At 40.5% G+C, this 15,515-nt stretch carries 20 protein-coding genes; 14 read left to right on the forward strand and 6 right to left on the reverse strand.

The annotated features are described in order from the left end of the window. The 10 genes from MKZ11_RS08215 (at position 1) to yhaM (ending at position 8,222) form a co-directional block, all read left to right on the forward strand. Complete coding sequence (locus MKZ11_RS08215; protein WP_340793703.1) at positions 1–351, forward strand: hypothetical protein; 351 nt, start codon at positions 1–3, stop codon at positions 349–351. Positions 352–404: 53 nt separating this feature from the next. Next, positions 405–602 carry a hypothetical protein gene (locus MKZ11_RS08220; protein WP_340793705.1) on the forward strand — a complete coding sequence of 66 codons (198 nt, stop codon included), beginning with the start codon at positions 405–407 and terminating at the stop codon, positions 600–602. Between the two features lie 107 nt (positions 603–709). Continuing rightward, positions 710–904: a DUF6980 family protein gene (locus tag MKZ11_RS25045; protein ID WP_445326986.1), complete on the forward strand. Its 195-nt coding sequence runs from the start codon at positions 710–712 to the stop codon at positions 902–904. A 95-nt stretch (positions 905–999) separates the two neighbouring features. Continuing rightward, on the forward strand, positions 1,000–1,542 hold the full coding sequence (gene lepB / locus MKZ11_RS08225) for a signal peptidase I (RefSeq protein ID WP_340793706.1): 543 nt from the start codon (positions 1,000–1,002) through the stop codon (positions 1,540–1,542). 111 nt (positions 1,543–1,653) lie between these two features. Further along, on the forward strand, positions 1,654–1,905 hold the full coding sequence (locus MKZ11_RS08230) for a phosphatase (RefSeq protein ID WP_340793707.1): 252 nt from the start codon (positions 1,654–1,656) through the stop codon (positions 1,903–1,905). Positions 1,906–2,113: 208 nt separating this feature from the next. Further along, entirely contained in the window at positions 2,114–2,596 is a 483-nt protein-coding gene (locus MKZ11_RS08235; RefSeq protein WP_340793709.1) for a GNAT family N-acetyltransferase, read from the forward strand. A 151-nt stretch (positions 2,597–2,747) separates the two neighbouring features. After that, on the forward strand, positions 2,748–2,924 hold the full coding sequence (locus MKZ11_RS08240) for a hypothetical protein (RefSeq protein ID WP_340793711.1): 177 nt from the start codon (positions 2,748–2,750) through the stop codon (positions 2,922–2,924). 232 nt (positions 2,925–3,156) lie between these two features. Then, positions 3,157–4,377 carry a metallophosphoesterase family protein gene (locus MKZ11_RS08245; RefSeq protein WP_340793713.1) on the forward strand — a complete coding sequence of 407 codons (1,221 nt, stop codon included), beginning with the start codon at positions 3,157–3,159 and terminating at the stop codon, positions 4,375–4,377. 9 nt (positions 4,378–4,386) lie between these two features. After that, a complete protein-coding gene (locus tag MKZ11_RS08250) occupies positions 4,387–7,287 on the forward strand; it encodes an ATP-binding protein (protein ID WP_340793716.1) in 2,901 nt (966 codons plus the stop codon). Next, the gene (gene yhaM / locus MKZ11_RS08255; protein ID WP_340793717.1) at positions 7,284–8,222 is read left to right on the forward strand and encodes a 3'-5' exoribonuclease YhaM; all 939 of its coding nucleotides are present in this window, start codon (positions 7,284–7,286) and stop codon (positions 8,220–8,222) included. The genes MKZ11_RS08250 and yhaM overlap by 4 nt, the downstream gene beginning before the upstream one ends. 110 nt (positions 8,223–8,332) lie before the next feature. Here the strand turns inward: yhaM and MKZ11_RS08260 are convergent, their stop codons facing one another. Beyond that, on the reverse strand, positions 8,333–9,214 hold the full coding sequence (locus MKZ11_RS08260) for a peptidylprolyl isomerase (protein ID WP_340793720.1): 882 nt from the start codon (positions 9,212–9,214) through the stop codon (positions 8,333–8,335). A 150-nt stretch (positions 9,215–9,364) separates the two neighbouring features. On the opposite strand from MKZ11_RS08260, the gene MKZ11_RS08265 reads away from it, so the two are divergent. Then, a complete protein-coding gene (locus MKZ11_RS08265; RefSeq protein ID WP_084212358.1) occupies positions 9,365–9,457 on the forward strand; it encodes a YjcZ family sporulation protein in 93 nt (30 codons plus the stop codon). 220 nt (positions 9,458–9,677) lie between these two features. On the opposite strand, the gene MKZ11_RS08270 is transcribed toward MKZ11_RS08265, so the two are convergent. The 5 genes from MKZ11_RS08270 to MKZ11_RS08290 all read right to left on the reverse strand — a co-directional run bounded on the left by MKZ11_RS08270 (position 9,678) and on the right by MKZ11_RS08290 (position 12,358). Beyond that, complete coding sequence (locus MKZ11_RS08270; RefSeq protein WP_340793722.1) at positions 9,678–9,863, reverse strand: hypothetical protein; 186 nt, start codon at positions 9,861–9,863, stop codon at positions 9,678–9,680. A gap of 60 nt (positions 9,864–9,923) precedes the next feature. Next, complete coding sequence (locus tag MKZ11_RS08275; RefSeq protein WP_340793724.1) at positions 9,924–10,532, reverse strand: HTH-type transcriptional regulator Hpr; 609 nt, start codon at positions 10,530–10,532, stop codon at positions 9,924–9,926. Between the two features lie 230 nt (positions 10,533–10,762). Next, positions 10,763–11,125, reverse strand: a complete 363-nt coding sequence (locus tag MKZ11_RS08280; RefSeq protein ID WP_340793726.1) for a YtxH domain-containing protein — start codon at positions 11,123–11,125, stop codon at positions 10,763–10,765. A gap of 169 nt (positions 11,126–11,294) precedes the next feature. Then, positions 11,295–11,819 carry a tryptophan transporter gene (locus tag MKZ11_RS08285; RefSeq protein ID WP_340793728.1) on the reverse strand — a complete coding sequence of 175 codons (525 nt, stop codon included), beginning with the start codon at positions 11,817–11,819 and terminating at the stop codon, positions 11,295–11,297. Between the two features lie 113 nt (positions 11,820–11,932). Next, positions 11,933–12,358, reverse strand: a complete 426-nt coding sequence (locus MKZ11_RS08290) for an HIT family protein (RefSeq protein WP_340793730.1) — start codon at positions 12,356–12,358, stop codon at positions 11,933–11,935. Between the two features lie 486 nt (positions 12,359–12,844). Here MKZ11_RS08290 and MKZ11_RS08295 point away from each other — a divergent pair, with 486 nt between their 5' ends. From MKZ11_RS08295 to MKZ11_RS08305, 3 genes are all read left to right on the forward strand, one after another. Next, on the forward strand, positions 12,845–13,042 hold the full coding sequence (locus MKZ11_RS08295) for a hypothetical protein (protein ID WP_340793732.1): 198 nt from the start codon (positions 12,845–12,847) through the stop codon (positions 13,040–13,042). A 439-nt stretch (positions 13,043–13,481) separates the two neighbouring features. After that, complete coding sequence (locus MKZ11_RS08300) at positions 13,482–14,231, forward strand: ABC transporter ATP-binding protein (protein WP_340793734.1); 750 nt, start codon at positions 13,482–13,484, stop codon at positions 14,229–14,231. Continuing rightward, complete coding sequence (locus tag MKZ11_RS08305) at positions 14,215–15,426, forward strand: ABC transporter permease (RefSeq protein WP_340793737.1); 1,212 nt, start codon at positions 14,215–14,217, stop codon at positions 15,424–15,426. Before MKZ11_RS08300 ends, MKZ11_RS08305 begins: the two co-directional genes overlap by 17 nt. The last annotated feature ends 89 nt before the right edge of the window (positions 15,427–15,515 follow it).

Consider the following 15,515-nt stretch of genomic DNA (forward strand, 5'->3'; position numbering starts at 1 on the left):
ATGAGGATTGAAACTGCTGGTGATTGGTTAAGAAATAAGGGATTATCTAATACCGATATTGATTTTGTTGAAACGATATTGACTTTTACATCTAATGCTAAAGAACGTAACAATAAATTAGATGAAATTAATAAAACGCTTAAAATGACTTTTCCTGAAAAAGATGCAAAAGTTCATCCAAACTTAACATTTTCTCAGTTCGATAAAATACTACGGGATAACGGAATAGTCATTGATTTAACTGAAATGCTGATTAGATATAAAGAACAAGGTTTATGTGTAGGTTTGTGTATTCAATTATTAAAAGTAAGTTGTACTGTTAACGAGCCCAATTACAAAGAAAGTACTTAGCCATATAAATTTAATAGCTAGATAAATAAAGATAGACTGAAAGGGGAAAGAGTATGAAAAAAATAAGAGCAATTTTCATTGGTGATGTCAGATTTGATCAATGTCCAGTTTTTGAATTGAATAACGAAACGAACTACTTTGAAATGATAATTGACAAAGAGTTTCGATACGATAAAGAAGTTGTTGAAGAAGACGAGGATTTTTTAATTTTTGAGATTGAAAAAGACATTGCAACTTTAACCGAGCAATAAAGCAATCCAGCACAGATGTAGAAAAAATACTGTGCCAGAATTGGGCTAGTTTCTAAAAAAAGGATTTGCGTCTATTATTTAATAAGGCCATTTAAAAGGAGTAACATATGAAAAAACACTGTTGTGATGATATGGACTACCACGCGAATTTCAAGTGCGATATGCATAGCGATCCATTTGAATGTCCTGATAAATTAATAGTTTTCAATGATAAAAATAACGGCTACGGTTTGATAATTCACGATGGTGGCTCTTCAAGTATAAGTATTGAATACTGTCCGTGGTGTAGTTCGGAATTATAATTTACTATTCCACTATCCCACGTTTGTGTTACAACGTTGTGCTGCAATCGGCCAGAATCTTAAAACATAACAAAAATTAAATTGGAGAAATCCTCTTGCAAAAAAGTACTGAAAAAGAAGTTTATTCTTGGATAAAGTCAATTGCTGTGGCAGTTTTTATTGTCTTTATATGTCGTCAATTTCTATTTACATCAGTGGTCGTTTACGGGGAATCTATGGAATCTACATTCGAAAATAGTGACAAGGTTGTAGTAAGTAAAATAAGTAAAATAGAGAGATTTGATGTAATTGTTTTCAAAGTGCCAGATAAGGATGAACAATATATTAAAAGAGTAATTGGTCTACCTGGAGATAGTGTGGAGATGAAAAATGATGTGTTATACATTAACGGCAAGACATATGAGGAACCTTATGTGAAAAGAAATTACAAAAACAAAGTCAGTAAAATCACTGGTGATTTTACTCTAAAGGAACTTACTGGAAATGAAAAGGTTCCAAATGGTGATTTGTTTTTTTTAGGAGATAATCGATTGAAAAGTAAGGATAGCAGAGAGTTAGGATTTATATCGACTGATTCGGTTATTGGAGAAGTGAAGTTTCGATTTTATCCATTGCAAGAAATCGGTATACCAAAATAACACAATGCTGTTGAAAGTAATTATTCCATTATCGGGCGCGATTTTGGATTAAGAATTTGCGCCGGTAGTACATATAAGAGCCATTTAGGAGCCTACAGCGGAGTTAGGAGAATGATTGAAATAAAAAATACAAATATAGGTTTGATTTTATTACTGTCGAGCGCAATTATCTATGGTTCAGCCTTAATAGCAACAACAATTTATTCTTTAACTCTTGGTGGTGTTAATGGTCAAGGTTGGAATACAGAGTATGGAATTTTTGGAACTGCTCTAATAAAAGTGGGAACTTTGCCATTAATAATAGCTGTTTTATTAGGAATAGCAGGCATTGTACTTTTGGTGCTACAAGAAAGAAAAGCTTGAGAGATTATTACCACAAATAGGCGCGTTTGCGTAGCAAGATAATGGTCCTTACTCCATATAAGGGCCATTTTATAGAGCAAGTTTTATTGAACTAACTGGGTCAGGTTGGTTTAATGGTGTCCGCACTTTTATTTATAATTATCTTGGTAGGAGGGAATGTAGCACATCTCAATTGAGGACAAACTACAAGAGGCAGGTGATAAATCCTATGAACTTCGAAATAAGAAGTCTTGAAAGACACGATATCTCCTTCTTGCGGGATATGGTGTATGAGTCTGCGTTTGTACCAGAAGGACAAAAACCTTTCCCACGAACAATACTAGACGAACCATCCGTCTCAAAATATGTGGATAGATGGGGAGAGCAGAGCGGTGATATTGGATTGATTGCGGAAAAAGATGAACAAGCGATTGGTGCCATTTGGTTGCGTTTGTTTGATAAAGAACGCAAAGGATATGGTGATGATGAAACGCCAGAAATCGGAATTGCCATTCATAAAGAATTTCGGAGTAAAGGAATTGGGAATGCTTTAATGCGTGAGCTCGAAACGGAAGCAAGAAACTATGGATATCAGAAGTTATGTTTAAGTGTAGACCCAAGAAATCCAGCTTGTCGTTTATACGAACAATTCGGATATGTACATGTTGGCTGGTATGATACCTACTGGACAATGGAGAAGGAATTAGTTTGACCCAATAAACGGGTGCGATTATTGAATAGATCACTTTAAGGTGATGAGGATGACTTAAAGGCAACTATATAAAACAAACGGGTCAGATTGCGGGAAAAAATGTGTTGAAATGAAAGCAAAATACTTTAATTGTTTGACGAGGGGGTACAAGGTGAATAAATATCAAAAACGTACTGTTTATATTTCAAGTTCAGCACTTGCTTTCTTCTTAGTATTATCTTTAATGACACACAATTGGGGATTCTTTTTATGGAGTTTATTGCCTATTTTCATGGTTTTGATGACTGTGTTTGCCACCAAGACTGACAAGAAAAGTAATGGTAAATGAAAAGAATTATTCAACAAACGGAGGTTTTCGTTCAATTAGAATAATAAAAAAGCAAACCAAAAACGCTCAGAAAACTGAGCGTTTTTACTTGCCATTTAACTCGCTAATTTACTATTTGTATTTTTTTAAGTATTTATCTCCCCATCAACCGAACCCGTTGAATAGATTAGCAGAGTCTTTTTCTTTGTGGTAAAATAAGAACAAGTATTCGTCGTATGAAGGAGGGGCTCACTTGTCAACAATCCGATTTATTCACACTGCTGATTTGCATTTAGACAGCCCATTCAAAGGTATGACAGGGTTGCCGGCAGATCAGCTGAACAGTTTGCGGGATAGTACCTTTGCCGCGTTTAATAAATTGATCGAACACGCAGTCAAAACGAAACCTGATTTCGTCTTAATAGCGGGTGATATTTACGATGGGGAAGATCGGAGTTTGCGTACGCAGATGAAGTTCCGTGAAGGAATGCAGAAATTAAATGTGGAAGGCATTCCGGTTTTTATTTCACACGGAAACCATGATCATCTTGCTGGAAGATGGACACGTTTTGATTTACCGCCAAATGTTCATATCTTCAATGAGAATGTTGAAGCGGTGAAGCTCAGTGTGAACGAGCAAGACATAGTTATATATGGATTTAGCTATAAGGAGCGGCATGTCCGTGACAAAATGATTGCTCGTTATCCAGTTGCTGAAGACCCTGTGGCTTTCCATATCGGCATGTTGCACGGCAGTCTGGCTGGGGATGAAACGCATGCGGTTTATGCACCATTTACAAAAGGTGAGTTGCTTGCAAAGCGTTATGATTATTGGGCACTTGGGCATATTCACCTCCGACAACGATTACACGAGGAGCCTCCAATTGTTTATCCGGGCAATTTGCAAGGACGTCATCGTAATGAGCGGGGGACAAAGGGGTTTTATGAAGTCGAGTTGTCAAAAACAGAAACGTCACTTCATTTTGTCCCCGCTTCAGCAATTGTTTTTGACCGTCTGGAATTATCTTGTGCGGGAATAAGCCATGCCAATGAATGGCTGACAGCGTGTATGGAAGCGCTTGAATCATTCAAATTCGAGTACGGTGCTGGAATTGTAGAGCTTTCAATGATTGATGTCGACAGTGAAGCTGCAAATCTGTTCAGCCAATCGCCAGTGGAAGAATGGCTAGAAGTACTGAGAGACTTTGTTGGAGAAAGCGAACCGTTCGTCTGGGTACAGAAGCTATCATTTGCCAGTCAGTTGAATCTGTCGGCAGCATCAGGAGCACTTGTGCAATCTGTTACAGCAATGATGGAGGACTGGACGATAGATGACTGGAAAGATGTATTAAGGGATGTCTATCAACATGCACGGGGTGTCAAATATCTCGATATTTTGACCGAAGATGAAATCAATGGAGTTAAAGACGGGGCGACAGCATTGCTGGCGGTAGAAATGTCTAGAATGGAATGAGGTGTAGGCATGAAAATCGAAAAACTGAATATTTATGGATTCGGGAAACATGAAAATGTCATAGTGGATTTTGGCCCGGGCATCACTGTCTTGTATGGATTGAATGAAGCGGGGAAAACGACAATTCAGCAGTTCATCCTTCATGTCTTATTTGGATTTCCCCCAAAAAACAATGTGCTATTACGTTACGAGCCGAAATTCGGGGGGAAATACGGCGGGCAAGTGCATCTTTTGGATGAGACATACGGGAAATGTATCGTTGAACGGGTCAGCGGAAAATCTGCTGGTGATGTCACTGTCTATTTCGAGGATGGAACAAAGGGTGGCGAAGAGGAATTAAACACACTGCTCCACCAGTACGACCGGGCTTCATTCGAATCGATCTTTTCGTTTTCCCTTCTACAATTGCAAGGGTTCGAGAAAATGGATGAAGACGAATTGAGCCGGACACTCCTCGCTTCAGGAACGACTGGCGTTGATTCTCTTTTACAGCTCGGCAACCAAATGGAAAAAGAGTTGGGAGACTTATTCAAGAAGTCAGGAAGAGTTCCGGAGATGAATGTCAAAATTGCGGAGCTCCGTGAATTGGAATTGGAACTTAAGGATGAACAAGAAAAAGTTGCAGAATATACGCCTTCTATTGAACGGATACAGGCAATCGATGATCGGCTTACAGAATTACAAGAACAAAAAAAAGAACTCACGCAGGAGTCCCAAAAGCTTTCTCTCATGCGACAGCTTCTACCCCTTTACCAAAAAAGACATGTACTTGAATCAGGGTTGTTGAGCTTAAATGCAGTGACCTTTCCGGCAGATGGTATTCGGCGTTATGAAGCGATTGCGGGAAAGTTGACGGAAGCATTAGCAGCTAGAGAAAGAATCGGCGAAGAGTTAACAGAACTGATGAGCCGGATACCCGAATGGCAGGAAACAGAACGGTTAACTGAAATTGAACTCCTATTGGCGAAGGAAACAGAGTGGCATAGATGGCAAACGACTATTTCTACAGCGGAAGATAACATGCACCAATTAACAAGTTTAAAAAGACGACTGCTCGACAGACTTGGCGTCAAAGGGGAAGAAGCTGAAGAAAAGCTTTTTCAAGCGGATGTTTCAATTCATAAAGAAGAACTGATGCATAAAATTATTGAAAATCTTACAGATAGTCATCAGCAAATTGGATATATGAATCGTCAGCTTGTTCAACTGGAAACTGAATTGACTGAGACGGAAACTGAAATTGGAGCACTCGAACGCTCCGCGCCTTCTATAGATGACATAGAACGTGTGCGACAGTGGCCTACGATGCGGCAACAACTTGCCGAAGCAAAGGCATATGTTTCATTGGTAGGCGGATCAAGGGAACAGAAATCACTCAAGATTCCTCTCATTCTATCGCTGCTTGCATTTGCTTTCGTTGTTTTCGGTTTTATGCAAAGCGAATGGTTCGTGGTCGTTGCTGGGATTATCGTTGGAGTTACCAGTATTTTCTTTTATATCGGCAAAGAAAACCCCTCGACAGATGCATCTAAGCTTGTGAAGATGGAAAAATTCATCTCCGCAAATGATGGAAACGAGCGACAGATGGAAGAACTTACAGAACAAATTGGACTGTATAATAGAAAAAAAGAAGAGCTTCTTGAAGAATTCATGAAGCGTGAGCGAAAATACCAAGGAGTGGTATCCGAGCTTGAAAATGCCCATAGCAATAGACAACAGATTGAGTCAGAATTGGGCCGTTTTTTACAACAGTACGGTTTTTATGAAATGCCATCAACCGGTATTATCGCTGAACTATTCCGCATGATTCGGGAAGTTCAAGAGGTTTCAAGAAGTTTACAAGATGCCGCCTTACAGCGACAAACAACCTTCACAAACATAGCTGAACGAGTGGCACAAGCGGAAACAGTATTACAAAAATCAGTATCGCAAGAAGTGGTTTATGAGATGCTGAGAAGGGAATTCATTCATCTAAAAGAACAGTTGGAAACAACCAAGTCGTTGACATTCAGCATAGAGCAGAAAGAAACGGCATTGAAAGAAACGTCAGGGCTTGTACGTTCACTGCAAGAAAAAGTGCAGGCGTTATTTGCGGAAGCGGGCGCAGAAACGGAAGAAGCATTTTACAGCGCTTACGACGCTCACCAAGAAGCGATTCTTTTAAAAGGACAACGTGAAGATATCAATACTCAATTGGCAACGTATGGTCCTCTGGAATTGCCTGCCGATGTTACAGATGACGAACTGCGGACAAAAGCAGCTGATAACAGTATGACACTTTCATTGATGGACGATGAGCTAACTGCATATATCAATGAAAAAGCTACACTCGTCAATAAAACGGAAAAACTTTTGATAGATGAAAATTACGGACGTAAATTACAGCTTTTCGAAATGAAACGGGGCGAACTGGCGGAACTCGCGAAAAAGTGGTCCGAACGAAAAGCGATTGCAGAAGCGATCAGACGGACGATGATGGAGTTAAAGGAAAAGAAATTACCGGAAGTGCTTGAGGTGGCAGAGAAATTTTTCTTTGAACTGACTGGCGGGAATTATGAATCGCTTTTCGTAGCGGAGACGGGCCATTTTATGGTCTTATCGAGAGATGGCATGCGTTTTCCGATAGTGGAGTTGAGCCAGGCAACAAAAGAGCAAGCTTACATTTCCCTTCGATTGGCACTTGCCGGAAACATTCTTAGCACCGCACCTTTTCCGCTGATAATGGACGATCCGTTCGTCCACTTTGACGGGGAGCGACTTTCGCGTATGATTGAACTACTGGATAAGTTACAAAGCAAGCACCAGTTTATTTATTTTACATGCCATGAAGGAATGAAAGATAAATGGCAGGATGCAACAACACTAAACGTTTCCGATATCGGAAGCGGACAGGGAGCGATGGTCAGATGAAGAAACTTGCAGATTACAATGCTGGAGAGCCGCTAGACCTTTTTTTACTGATTAAACAATCAACTAAAGGAGTTACGACACAGGGAAAACCGTTCATGACTCTTATTTTGCAAGATAAAAGCAGTGATATCGAGGCGAAACTATGGGATACAACAGATGAGCACGCAAAAACATATGCGGCAGCATCGATTGTGAAAATTGGCGGCGAGGTACACGAATACCGCGGAAAAAATCAGCTGCGCATCAAAAGCATACGTCCCGTTAAAGAGGATGAAGGCGTATCAATTGCCGATCTTGTCCCGTCATCAGCAACAAGTAAGGAAGTGCTGTATGAAGAGTTGATGCAGTATTTCTTTGAAATGGAAAATCCGCAGATACAACGGATTACTCGTCATTTATTGAAAAAGCATCAGGACGCCTTTATGACATACCCAGCTGCGACTAGAAATCATCATGACTATGTATCTGGTCTTATTGATCATGTCGTTTCTATGCTTAAACTAGGCAAAGCGTTGGCAAATCTATATCCATCACTTAATAAGGATTTATTGTATGCGGGAATTATCCTGCATGATGTTGGGAAAGTAATTGAACTTTCGGGTCCAATTGCCACCCAATATACAATCGAAGGGAACCTCCTTGGTCATATTACAATCATGGTCACTGAAATTTCAAAAGCGGCTGATGAACTTGAAATCACTGGTGAAGAAGTTATGCTGTTGCAACACATGGTTCTTTCCCACCATGGTAAAGAAGAATGGGGAAGCCCAAAACGACCAATGTTAAAAGAAGCGGAAATTCTTCATTATATCGATAATATTGATGCGAAGATGAATATGCTGGACCGGGCACTCGGCAAGACAAATCCTGGTGAATTCACGGAAAGAATCTTCCCGCTCGACAACCGGTCGTTTTATAAACCTTCGTTTGAGTGATCTCCACCAGTGAAAAAGTAAAGACAAAAAGAAGCTGTCCCTCTTATACAGGGGACAGCTTCTTTTACTTGCGTCTAGGCTCCAAGTGTCTTGCACTTGTTATCTGTATTTTACTTCTTGTCCGTTTTTGCGTCTTTTTCAGTTGGAATATAACCTTCAAGTGCATCTTTGAATTCGTCTTCTTTAATGTCAATATCAGATGCTTTCAACAGCTTGACAAGTTTTTCTTCAAATTGAACTTTCTTGAGGTTATCTGTGACTGTCGCTTTTAGCTCTTCGTCTGTCTGTTCAAGTTTCGCTTCACGCGTATCCATTAGTTCGATGACGTGGTAACCGAAGCTTGTTTTAACAGGTTCGCTGATTTCACCTTTTTTCAGTGCGAAAGCAGCTTCTTCAAATTCGGGCACCATTTTGCCAGGTCCGAACCAGCCTAAATCGCCGCCGGATTCTTGTGCCATTTCTTCAGTGGAATATTCTTTCGCAAGTTTCGCGAAATCGCCGCCCTCTTTCAGCTTCGCCAGGACTTCATTAGCTGTTTTCTTATCTTTGACTAAGATGTGACGTGCATTGATTTCTTTTTTCATGTTTGCGATACCAGCATTGATATCCTCATCAGTTACTTTTAATGACTCAATCATTTTTTGTTGGATTAATTGTGATTTAACGTTTTTATCGAAAAACTTTTCTGTCATTCCCTGTTGCATAAGGTACATGTCAAAGCTTTCGCCATACTGCTCTTTTTGTGCTGCAATTGCTTCTTTTACTTCTTTATCAGTAACTTTATATTCACTTTCAATCGCTTGCTGAAGAATTAGGTTTTCAACAACGCGGATGCCGATCGCATCTTTCATTTCATCATATAGATCTGCTTTTGTAATATCTCCATTTTTAGAAGTTGCAATAATTTCATCGTCAGCTGCGTTTTTATCACTGCACGCTGAGAGTGCAAGGACGGATGCGGCCATTGTTAGTGCTAAAACAGTTTTTTTCATTTTAGATTCTCCTCTAACTTTTATGTACAACAGTAGACACCACTATATCATAAAAACGCTTTTAAAACAAAAAGGTTCCCTTTGGACAATCTGCCTATAAAGGGCTCAAGCATAGCGCATAGGATACATATAGAGAGAGGAGGTGCTCCTATGAGCGGATATAACCAAGGTTCATCAGGATTTGCGTTGATTGTTGTATTGTTTATTCTATTAATCATTGTTGGTGCAGCCTACTTGTATTAATTAGAGAAAAGCTCCTGGCGTTTGGCGCCTAGGGTATCAATGATGAAAAAAGTCCATTTTCCCGAAAAAGGGTTAATGGACTTTTTTTAATAGAAAAGTATAAGTTTTTTCCTAACTGGTACATAAGTAAACCGGAAAGTTCGCCTGACCGTTACTGTTTTGCTTTTAGAGGGATTAAGATCCATCCCGCTCTGGTGAGTGAAGCATACTCGCGCTGCTCTTATACTTTTAACAGAATTTCGACGTAAAATGACAAAATTAATATTGTGACGAGAACGTTTACGGTCCTGTATATTTTTGGCTGCTTCTCTTCAGGAATTTCCCTTGATTCGCAAAGCGCATATGTCATTTTATTGATCTGGAACAAATAGAATAATGAGAACAGAATTGTAATAACAAGGATCAAGTCTATTCCTCCTCTTTAGCTTGCCAAGGTAATCATAGCAGAAGTCCTAATAAAATGAAATTATTTTTCCTCTGCAGCATAGACAGGAATTTTAAGTTTGTCGATATCGTTCTTCGGGCTGACAGGAATCATTTCATCAAAGGGGTCGTCATAGGATTCTTTGATGTTGGTAAAACCGCGTTCAAATATCTCCATGAAATCTTCACCGTAAATGTTTCGAACAACAGACATAACTTCAAGGAATTCAGGGAATTTCCCGTAAAGATCTTTGATAGGCAGAGAGCCTTCCAGGATGCCATGCTTGGAGTTATGGTAATTCTCATTCATCTCAAGTAACAGTTTTTCTCCTTTTTCAGTAACGGCAACATATGTATTCCGTCGGTCATCATCTTTTTTATAAAACTGTATAAATTCACGTTCTTCCAGCTTCTTCGAAAAGTTGAAAGCGGTTGAAACATGCATGACACCAAATTTAGCAATGTCAGAAATGGTGGCACCTTGAAGATGGTAAGAAATCCATAAAATATGATGCTCATTAATATTTAAGTCATAAGGTTTTATCCACTGTTGCCAATCTTTTTCTACAGCCTTCCAAAGTGCCTTAGACAACTGTGCAACCCTTTGGCTGAAAATCATTGCTTCTTTTGGAGAATACTTTTGTTCTGACATTGGACACACCTTCTTTCTCTATTTTCCCGCTTCTTTTATTATAGCAGGAAAGCAAAGAAGAAAAAAGTAAGAATTGCAAAAAGACTTTCAACTTGGAGGTGGTATTGTAGAATAATAGGGAGATGAAAAAAGGAACACAGTCGTTTCCACGTGCGAAAACCTATAAAATATAGGCTATCTGTGGAAATCTGACTGCGTTCCTTTGATGTGAATCGGTTGGGATCTTAAATTTATTTTTGCTGTGCTGCGATAGCCTGTTCGAGTTCCTCAAGGGCGGTTTGGATGGCGCTAATTTCTTTTTCCATCCGTTCTTTATTCGATTCCGTTGATTGTTGCCATTTTTCTACGGAACCTTTAATTCCATCGATTGCTGTCGGCACAGTTTCTTTTGCTTCTTTTGATAGATGGGAGATGGATTCTTTCAAATCATCAACTTTCACTTTCACGTCTTTAAACATTACTTTCATGTCGCGTGAGGCGCTTTTGACGGATGTACGAAGTTGGCTTCCCGATTGGGGAGTTGAATACAATACCGTAACAGCAGCAGCAACTGAACCTGCCGCGAGTCCGATGAAAAATGTAGATGCTTTCATTGCGTAAGGCACTCCTTCCTGTTGTCAATAGTATTCCTTGCTCTGGTTTAATTAAAACATGTTAAAGGTATCTGAGCAATAAAGAAAAGCGCAAGCGGCCTGTTTAGACGCTGAAAACGGGGCATTAAAAAAGCTTTCCTTATGTAGACGGAAAGCTTTGATTATAATTTCAGTTGGATAATACAGTTTTAAATGAGGATCGTCTGATCAAACCCGTTACAATCGGATAAATAATGAAAAATGCTATTCCATTCATCGCAACAGCTGGAAGTACAACTGTCAAGAATAAACCCGTGAACGGTAGATCTGCTCCGAGAAGGAAAATAGCGATTGAAAGGAAGATACTTCCCGACAATACAGTTCCAATCCCTGCGATAACAGTAGAGGCAATCAAATTGCCTGCAACTTTTTTAAATGTGATAATAACAGCATAGATTACAAATGCAGTAATGAATTTATCAATAACATTCGGAATAAAACCGCCCGGGAAGCTAGAAAAAATCCCTGATATAATGCCTGTTGTCCCAGCAAGTAAAAATACATTACGTACTTGGGGAAACAGCAATATGCCGATAAACATCATCGTCAACATGAAATCAGGTTTCATTCCACCGTTATATCCGGGAATAACTAAGTACAACGCAGCACCTACAGCAATTAATAAAGACATTAACACAAGATTTTTCGTATTCAATTCTCATCTCTCCTCAGCTCGTCTGGTATTTTAAGTTTCTCCTGACGTATCCTCATGATCGGCAGCGAAAAACTTATTACGAATCTTACACTGAATTCAGATAGTTGGCAAGCTTAATTTTTCAGCTTCACACGGATGCCTGCTGCAATTTCTTGAATACGTTCTGCACTTGATTCCCATTCCTGTGTTATAAATGTCGGCTGGAATCCATCTGTTTCATCATAACGCGGGATGAAATGCAAGTGGAAATGGAACACAGCTTGCCCTGCAGAAGCACCATTATTTTGCAGTAAATTCATTCCGGCAGGTTTGAATTCATCTTTCAATGCATTGGCAATTTTAGGCACGACTGAAAACAGGCGTGATGATTCTTCTTCAGTTAACTCATAGACGTTTTCATGATGTTTTTTTGGGATGAGAAGGACATGCCCCTTCGTTACAGGCATAATATCCATGAAAGCGAGCACGTGCTCATCTTCATAGATTGTTGCGCTTGGGATAGACCCTTCAATGATTTTACAAAAAATACATGCAGTCATTTCAACACTCCTTTTCATGAATGGGACAAGTGTAGCATATTTTAAAATATATATGAGTCAAGTTTATAATTGTTCCCATACATGAGGAATGAATTAGAAATCCTGCTAATACCGCTACGACGCTTTGTGGATGCCTCCCGCGATAAGCCGGAAAGAAGAGCACTTGGGAGGGATTGAACTGCATCCCTCCTTAGTCTTATCGCTCCGGCTACCACGAAGTCGCGCCTTCGCTGGATTGAGATAGCGCATTTCGTTTTCGGGGATGGGACCTGCAACCTGGAGTACCATAAATCGATTGAATGTGATCAACGAATTGTCCAATACATGAGGAATGAATTAGAAATCCTACTAATATCGCTTCGGCGCTTTGTGGATGCCTCCCGCGATAAGCCGGAAAGAAGATCACTTGGGAGGGATTGAACTGCATCCCTCCTTGCTCTTATCGCTCCGGCTACCACGAAGTCGCGTCTTCGCTGGATGGTCTGTTTGAGACAGATTATATCGTTAGCTGAGATGAAATCTGCAACCTGGCGTGTTTCTTTCTTGAATCTATTTATATATGTTGAACTATTGAATCCGGTGTTAAATTGGGCGAAGGCGCCTATTCGATGCCAGTTGCTGACACCGGGTAGCCGAACCCATAAGACTGGCGGCGAAGCTGCTTGGCTTATGGGAAGCCGCTGAAATAGTTCTTTTTTTTAGTAAGAACTAGTTGATTGTAGTGGAGAGCGGCGACTCCAGCGGGAACAGCGCGAGCTGAAGACCCCGCAGGAACGCAGTGACGAGGAGGCTGAAGCCGTGCCCGCGGAAAGCGTCCGCTCGGAATGGAAATCAACAAGATTGAAGGAAATCGTACTTTTTCAGTACCCTTACTTATGGCGGAAGGCATCCCCTAGCGCCGTAGGGGTTCAATGGAATTCTATATTTCAATTTATACAGTATCAACTAGTAATCACATTATAATCTCAGCATATACATCTCAAAAACACATTACTCATAAATAATGAACACCCAAGCGTATTTGTAAGGAAATTCTTACTTCAACTTATAAAGGTCGTAAGAAGTAGAAAGCTTTTTGATGCGTTTTTTGCTAAAATGATGAATAGAAGAATGGAGGATGGATATGGAAATTCTCGAATTGAAAGATGTCTCAGGCGGCTATACACGCAAGCCCGTCCTGCATGACTTATCGTTTAACATCGGACCTGGAGAATTGGTGGGTCTGATTGGATTGAATGGAGCGGGGAAAAGTACGACGATTAAACATATTATCGGACTGATGAATCCCCATAGCGGAGAAATACGTGTCAACGGGGGAACATTCAGTGAAGATCCCGAAAAATATAGACAAGCGTTCACCTACATCCCTGAAACACCTATTCTCTATGAAGAATTGACCCTCAAGGAACATCTAGAGCTCACAGCGATGGCGTATGGCCTTGACAAAGAAATATTTGAAGCGCGTTCGGATGAGTTGTTACGGGAATTCCGGATGGAAAAGCGATTAAACTGGTTCCCTGCTCACTTTTCGAAAGGAATGCGTCAGAAAGTAATGATTATGTGTGCTTTTCTAGTGAATCCCTCTTTGTATATTATCGATGAACCATTTGTCGGACTAGATCCTATCGGCATCAAATCTCTTTTGGAGCAGATGACGGAAAGAACAGCAAACGGAGCTTCCATCCTCATGTCGACGCACGTATTGCCGACTGCGGAAAAACATTGCGACAGGATTATTTTGCTGCACGAAGGACGGGTGCGGGCAGAAGGAACGATGGATGACTTAAGAAAGGCATTCGGACGTCCTGGGGCATCACTGGATGACTTGTATATAGCGATGACAGAGGAATATGACAATGAACAATTTGCGTGAGATATGGGGGGCGCGGTTCGTCCATTATATAACCGAGCTCCAAAAGTATTTAAAATATGTGTTTACAGGCCATTTGGCAATCGTTCTTGTCTTCACAATTGGTGCGGGCGCTTATACGTACAGTGAGTGGCTGAAGGAAGTACCGGCAGATTTTCCAGCCGCTCTCCTGACAGCTGTCATACTTGGGGCGACGCTCGCCTACTCACCGCCTGTAACACTATTGAAACCCGCGGACACAGTTTATTTCTTGCCGCTTGAAAAGAAACTTGTTACTTATATGAAACGATCTTTAAGTTGGAGCTTCTTCTCACAACTGCCATTGCCTTTTCTTCTCTATATTGTGGCATTGCCCTTATTAGCTGCTACAGGGTCAGGAACGAAGCTGGAGTACATCGGCATCGCGATTTTTATGCTACTTATCAAATGGCTCTTCATTGAATCGGAATATAATTTCAGACATGCTCTCGACGGAGAAAAAATTTGGCTCGACAGGATTGTTCGCTTTTTATTGGCGGGTTCGATTATTTACGTCGGCCTTGTGGGAAGCCCTATCATTCTACCGATTATCGGTGTAGTTATCGGATTGTACACGATCCATTGGCGTAAAAAAAGAATGGAAAAACCTTTTCCTTACGATCATTTCATTGCACTCGAACAAAACCGGATGATGCGTTTTTACCGATTTGCAAACTATTTCACAGACGTTCCGCATTTGAAGGGATCTGTAAGTAGAAGAGGCTGGTTAGGATTTTTGATGGGCTCACCTCACTTCGGCAAGACTGCAGCGCAAATCTATCTGATAAGACGGACATTTATTCGGACGGATGATATTTTCTGGTTATGGACGAGGCTAACTGCCTTATCTGCACTCGGAGCGCTATTCATTCCATTCCCAATAGTTGTCTTCATTTTTGCAGGTGCGCTCGCCTTTGCGTCTGCGATTCAACTTATCCATGCATTACGTGCAGGAGACGAATTTCGGATGGATATGCTGTTTCCAGAAAAGGAAGACACGCGTCCAGCTGCGATTAAAAAAACCGTTCGTACAGTGCAATGGATTCAGGCAGCAGTAGTTGCATGTGCGGCATTATACCTTTACGGAATGTCTGTCATACCTCTCCTTGCAGGTGTGGTCATCCTTATTATCTCCGAAGCTACGATCAGATTGACAGGGGAAAAGAAGGAATACGAATAAAAAAGCGATCCCGTTTGCAGTCAATTGCAGACGGGATATTTCTGTTATAGAGGTTGAAGTATTGAACGCGCTATCTAAACTGAGCGAAG

It is taken from the genome of Sporosarcina sp. FSL K6-1508 (genome assembly GCF_038007465.1).
In the GTDB taxonomy this organism is placed as follows: Bacteria; Bacillota; Bacilli; order Bacillales_A; family Planococcaceae; genus Sporosarcina; species Sporosarcina psychrophila_B.

Bases quoted from the DNA above. Each gene is read 5' to 3' on its own strand.
- MKZ11_RS08290 (WP_340793730.1), bottom strand. From the start codon at position 12,358: ATGACTGCATGTATTTTTTGTAAAATCATTGAAGGGTCTATCCCAAGC.
- MKZ11_RS08265 (WP_084212358.1), top strand. From the start codon at position 9,365: ATGAGCGGATATAACCAAGGTTCATCAGGATTTGCGTTGATTGTTGTA.
- MKZ11_RS08235 (WP_340793709.1), top strand. From the start codon at position 2,114: ATGAACTTCGAAATAAGAAGTCTTGAAAGACACGATATCTCCTTCTTG.
- MKZ11_RS08230 (WP_340793707.1), top strand. From the start codon at position 1,654: ATGATTGAAATAAAAAATACAAATATAGGTTTGATTTTATTACTGTCG.
- MKZ11_RS25045 (WP_445326986.1), top strand. From the start codon at position 710: ATGAAAAAACACTGTTGTGATGATATGGACTACCACGCGAATTTCAAG.
- MKZ11_RS08250 (WP_340793716.1), top strand. From the start codon at position 4,387: ATGAAAATCGAAAAACTGAATATTTATGGATTCGGGAAACATGAAAAT.
- MKZ11_RS08280 (WP_340793726.1), bottom strand. From the start codon at position 11,125: ATGAAAGCATCTACATTTTTCATCGGACTCGCGGCAGGTTCAGTTGCT.
- MKZ11_RS08305 (WP_340793737.1), top strand. From the start codon at position 14,215: ATGAACAATTTGCGTGAGATATGGGGGGCGCGGTTCGTCCATTATATA.
- MKZ11_RS08275 (WP_340793724.1), bottom strand. From the start codon at position 10,532: ATGTCAGAACAAAAGTATTCTCCAAAAGAAGCAATGATTTTCAGCCAA.
- MKZ11_RS08300 (WP_340793734.1), top strand. From the start codon at position 13,482: ATGGAAATTCTCGAATTGAAAGATGTCTCAGGCGGCTATACACGCAAG.
- MKZ11_RS08260 (WP_340793720.1), bottom strand. From the start codon at position 9,214: ATGAAAAAAACTGTTTTAGCACTAACAATGGCCGCATCCGTCCTTGCA.
- MKZ11_RS08220 (WP_340793705.1), top strand. From the start codon at position 405: ATGAAAAAAATAAGAGCAATTTTCATTGGTGATGTCAGATTTGATCAA.
- yhaM (WP_340793717.1), top strand. From the start codon at position 7,284: ATGAAGAAACTTGCAGATTACAATGCTGGAGAGCCGCTAGACCTTTTT.
- MKZ11_RS08215 (WP_340793703.1), top strand. From the start codon at position 1: ATGAGGATTGAAACTGCTGGTGATTGGTTAAGAAATAAGGGATTATCT.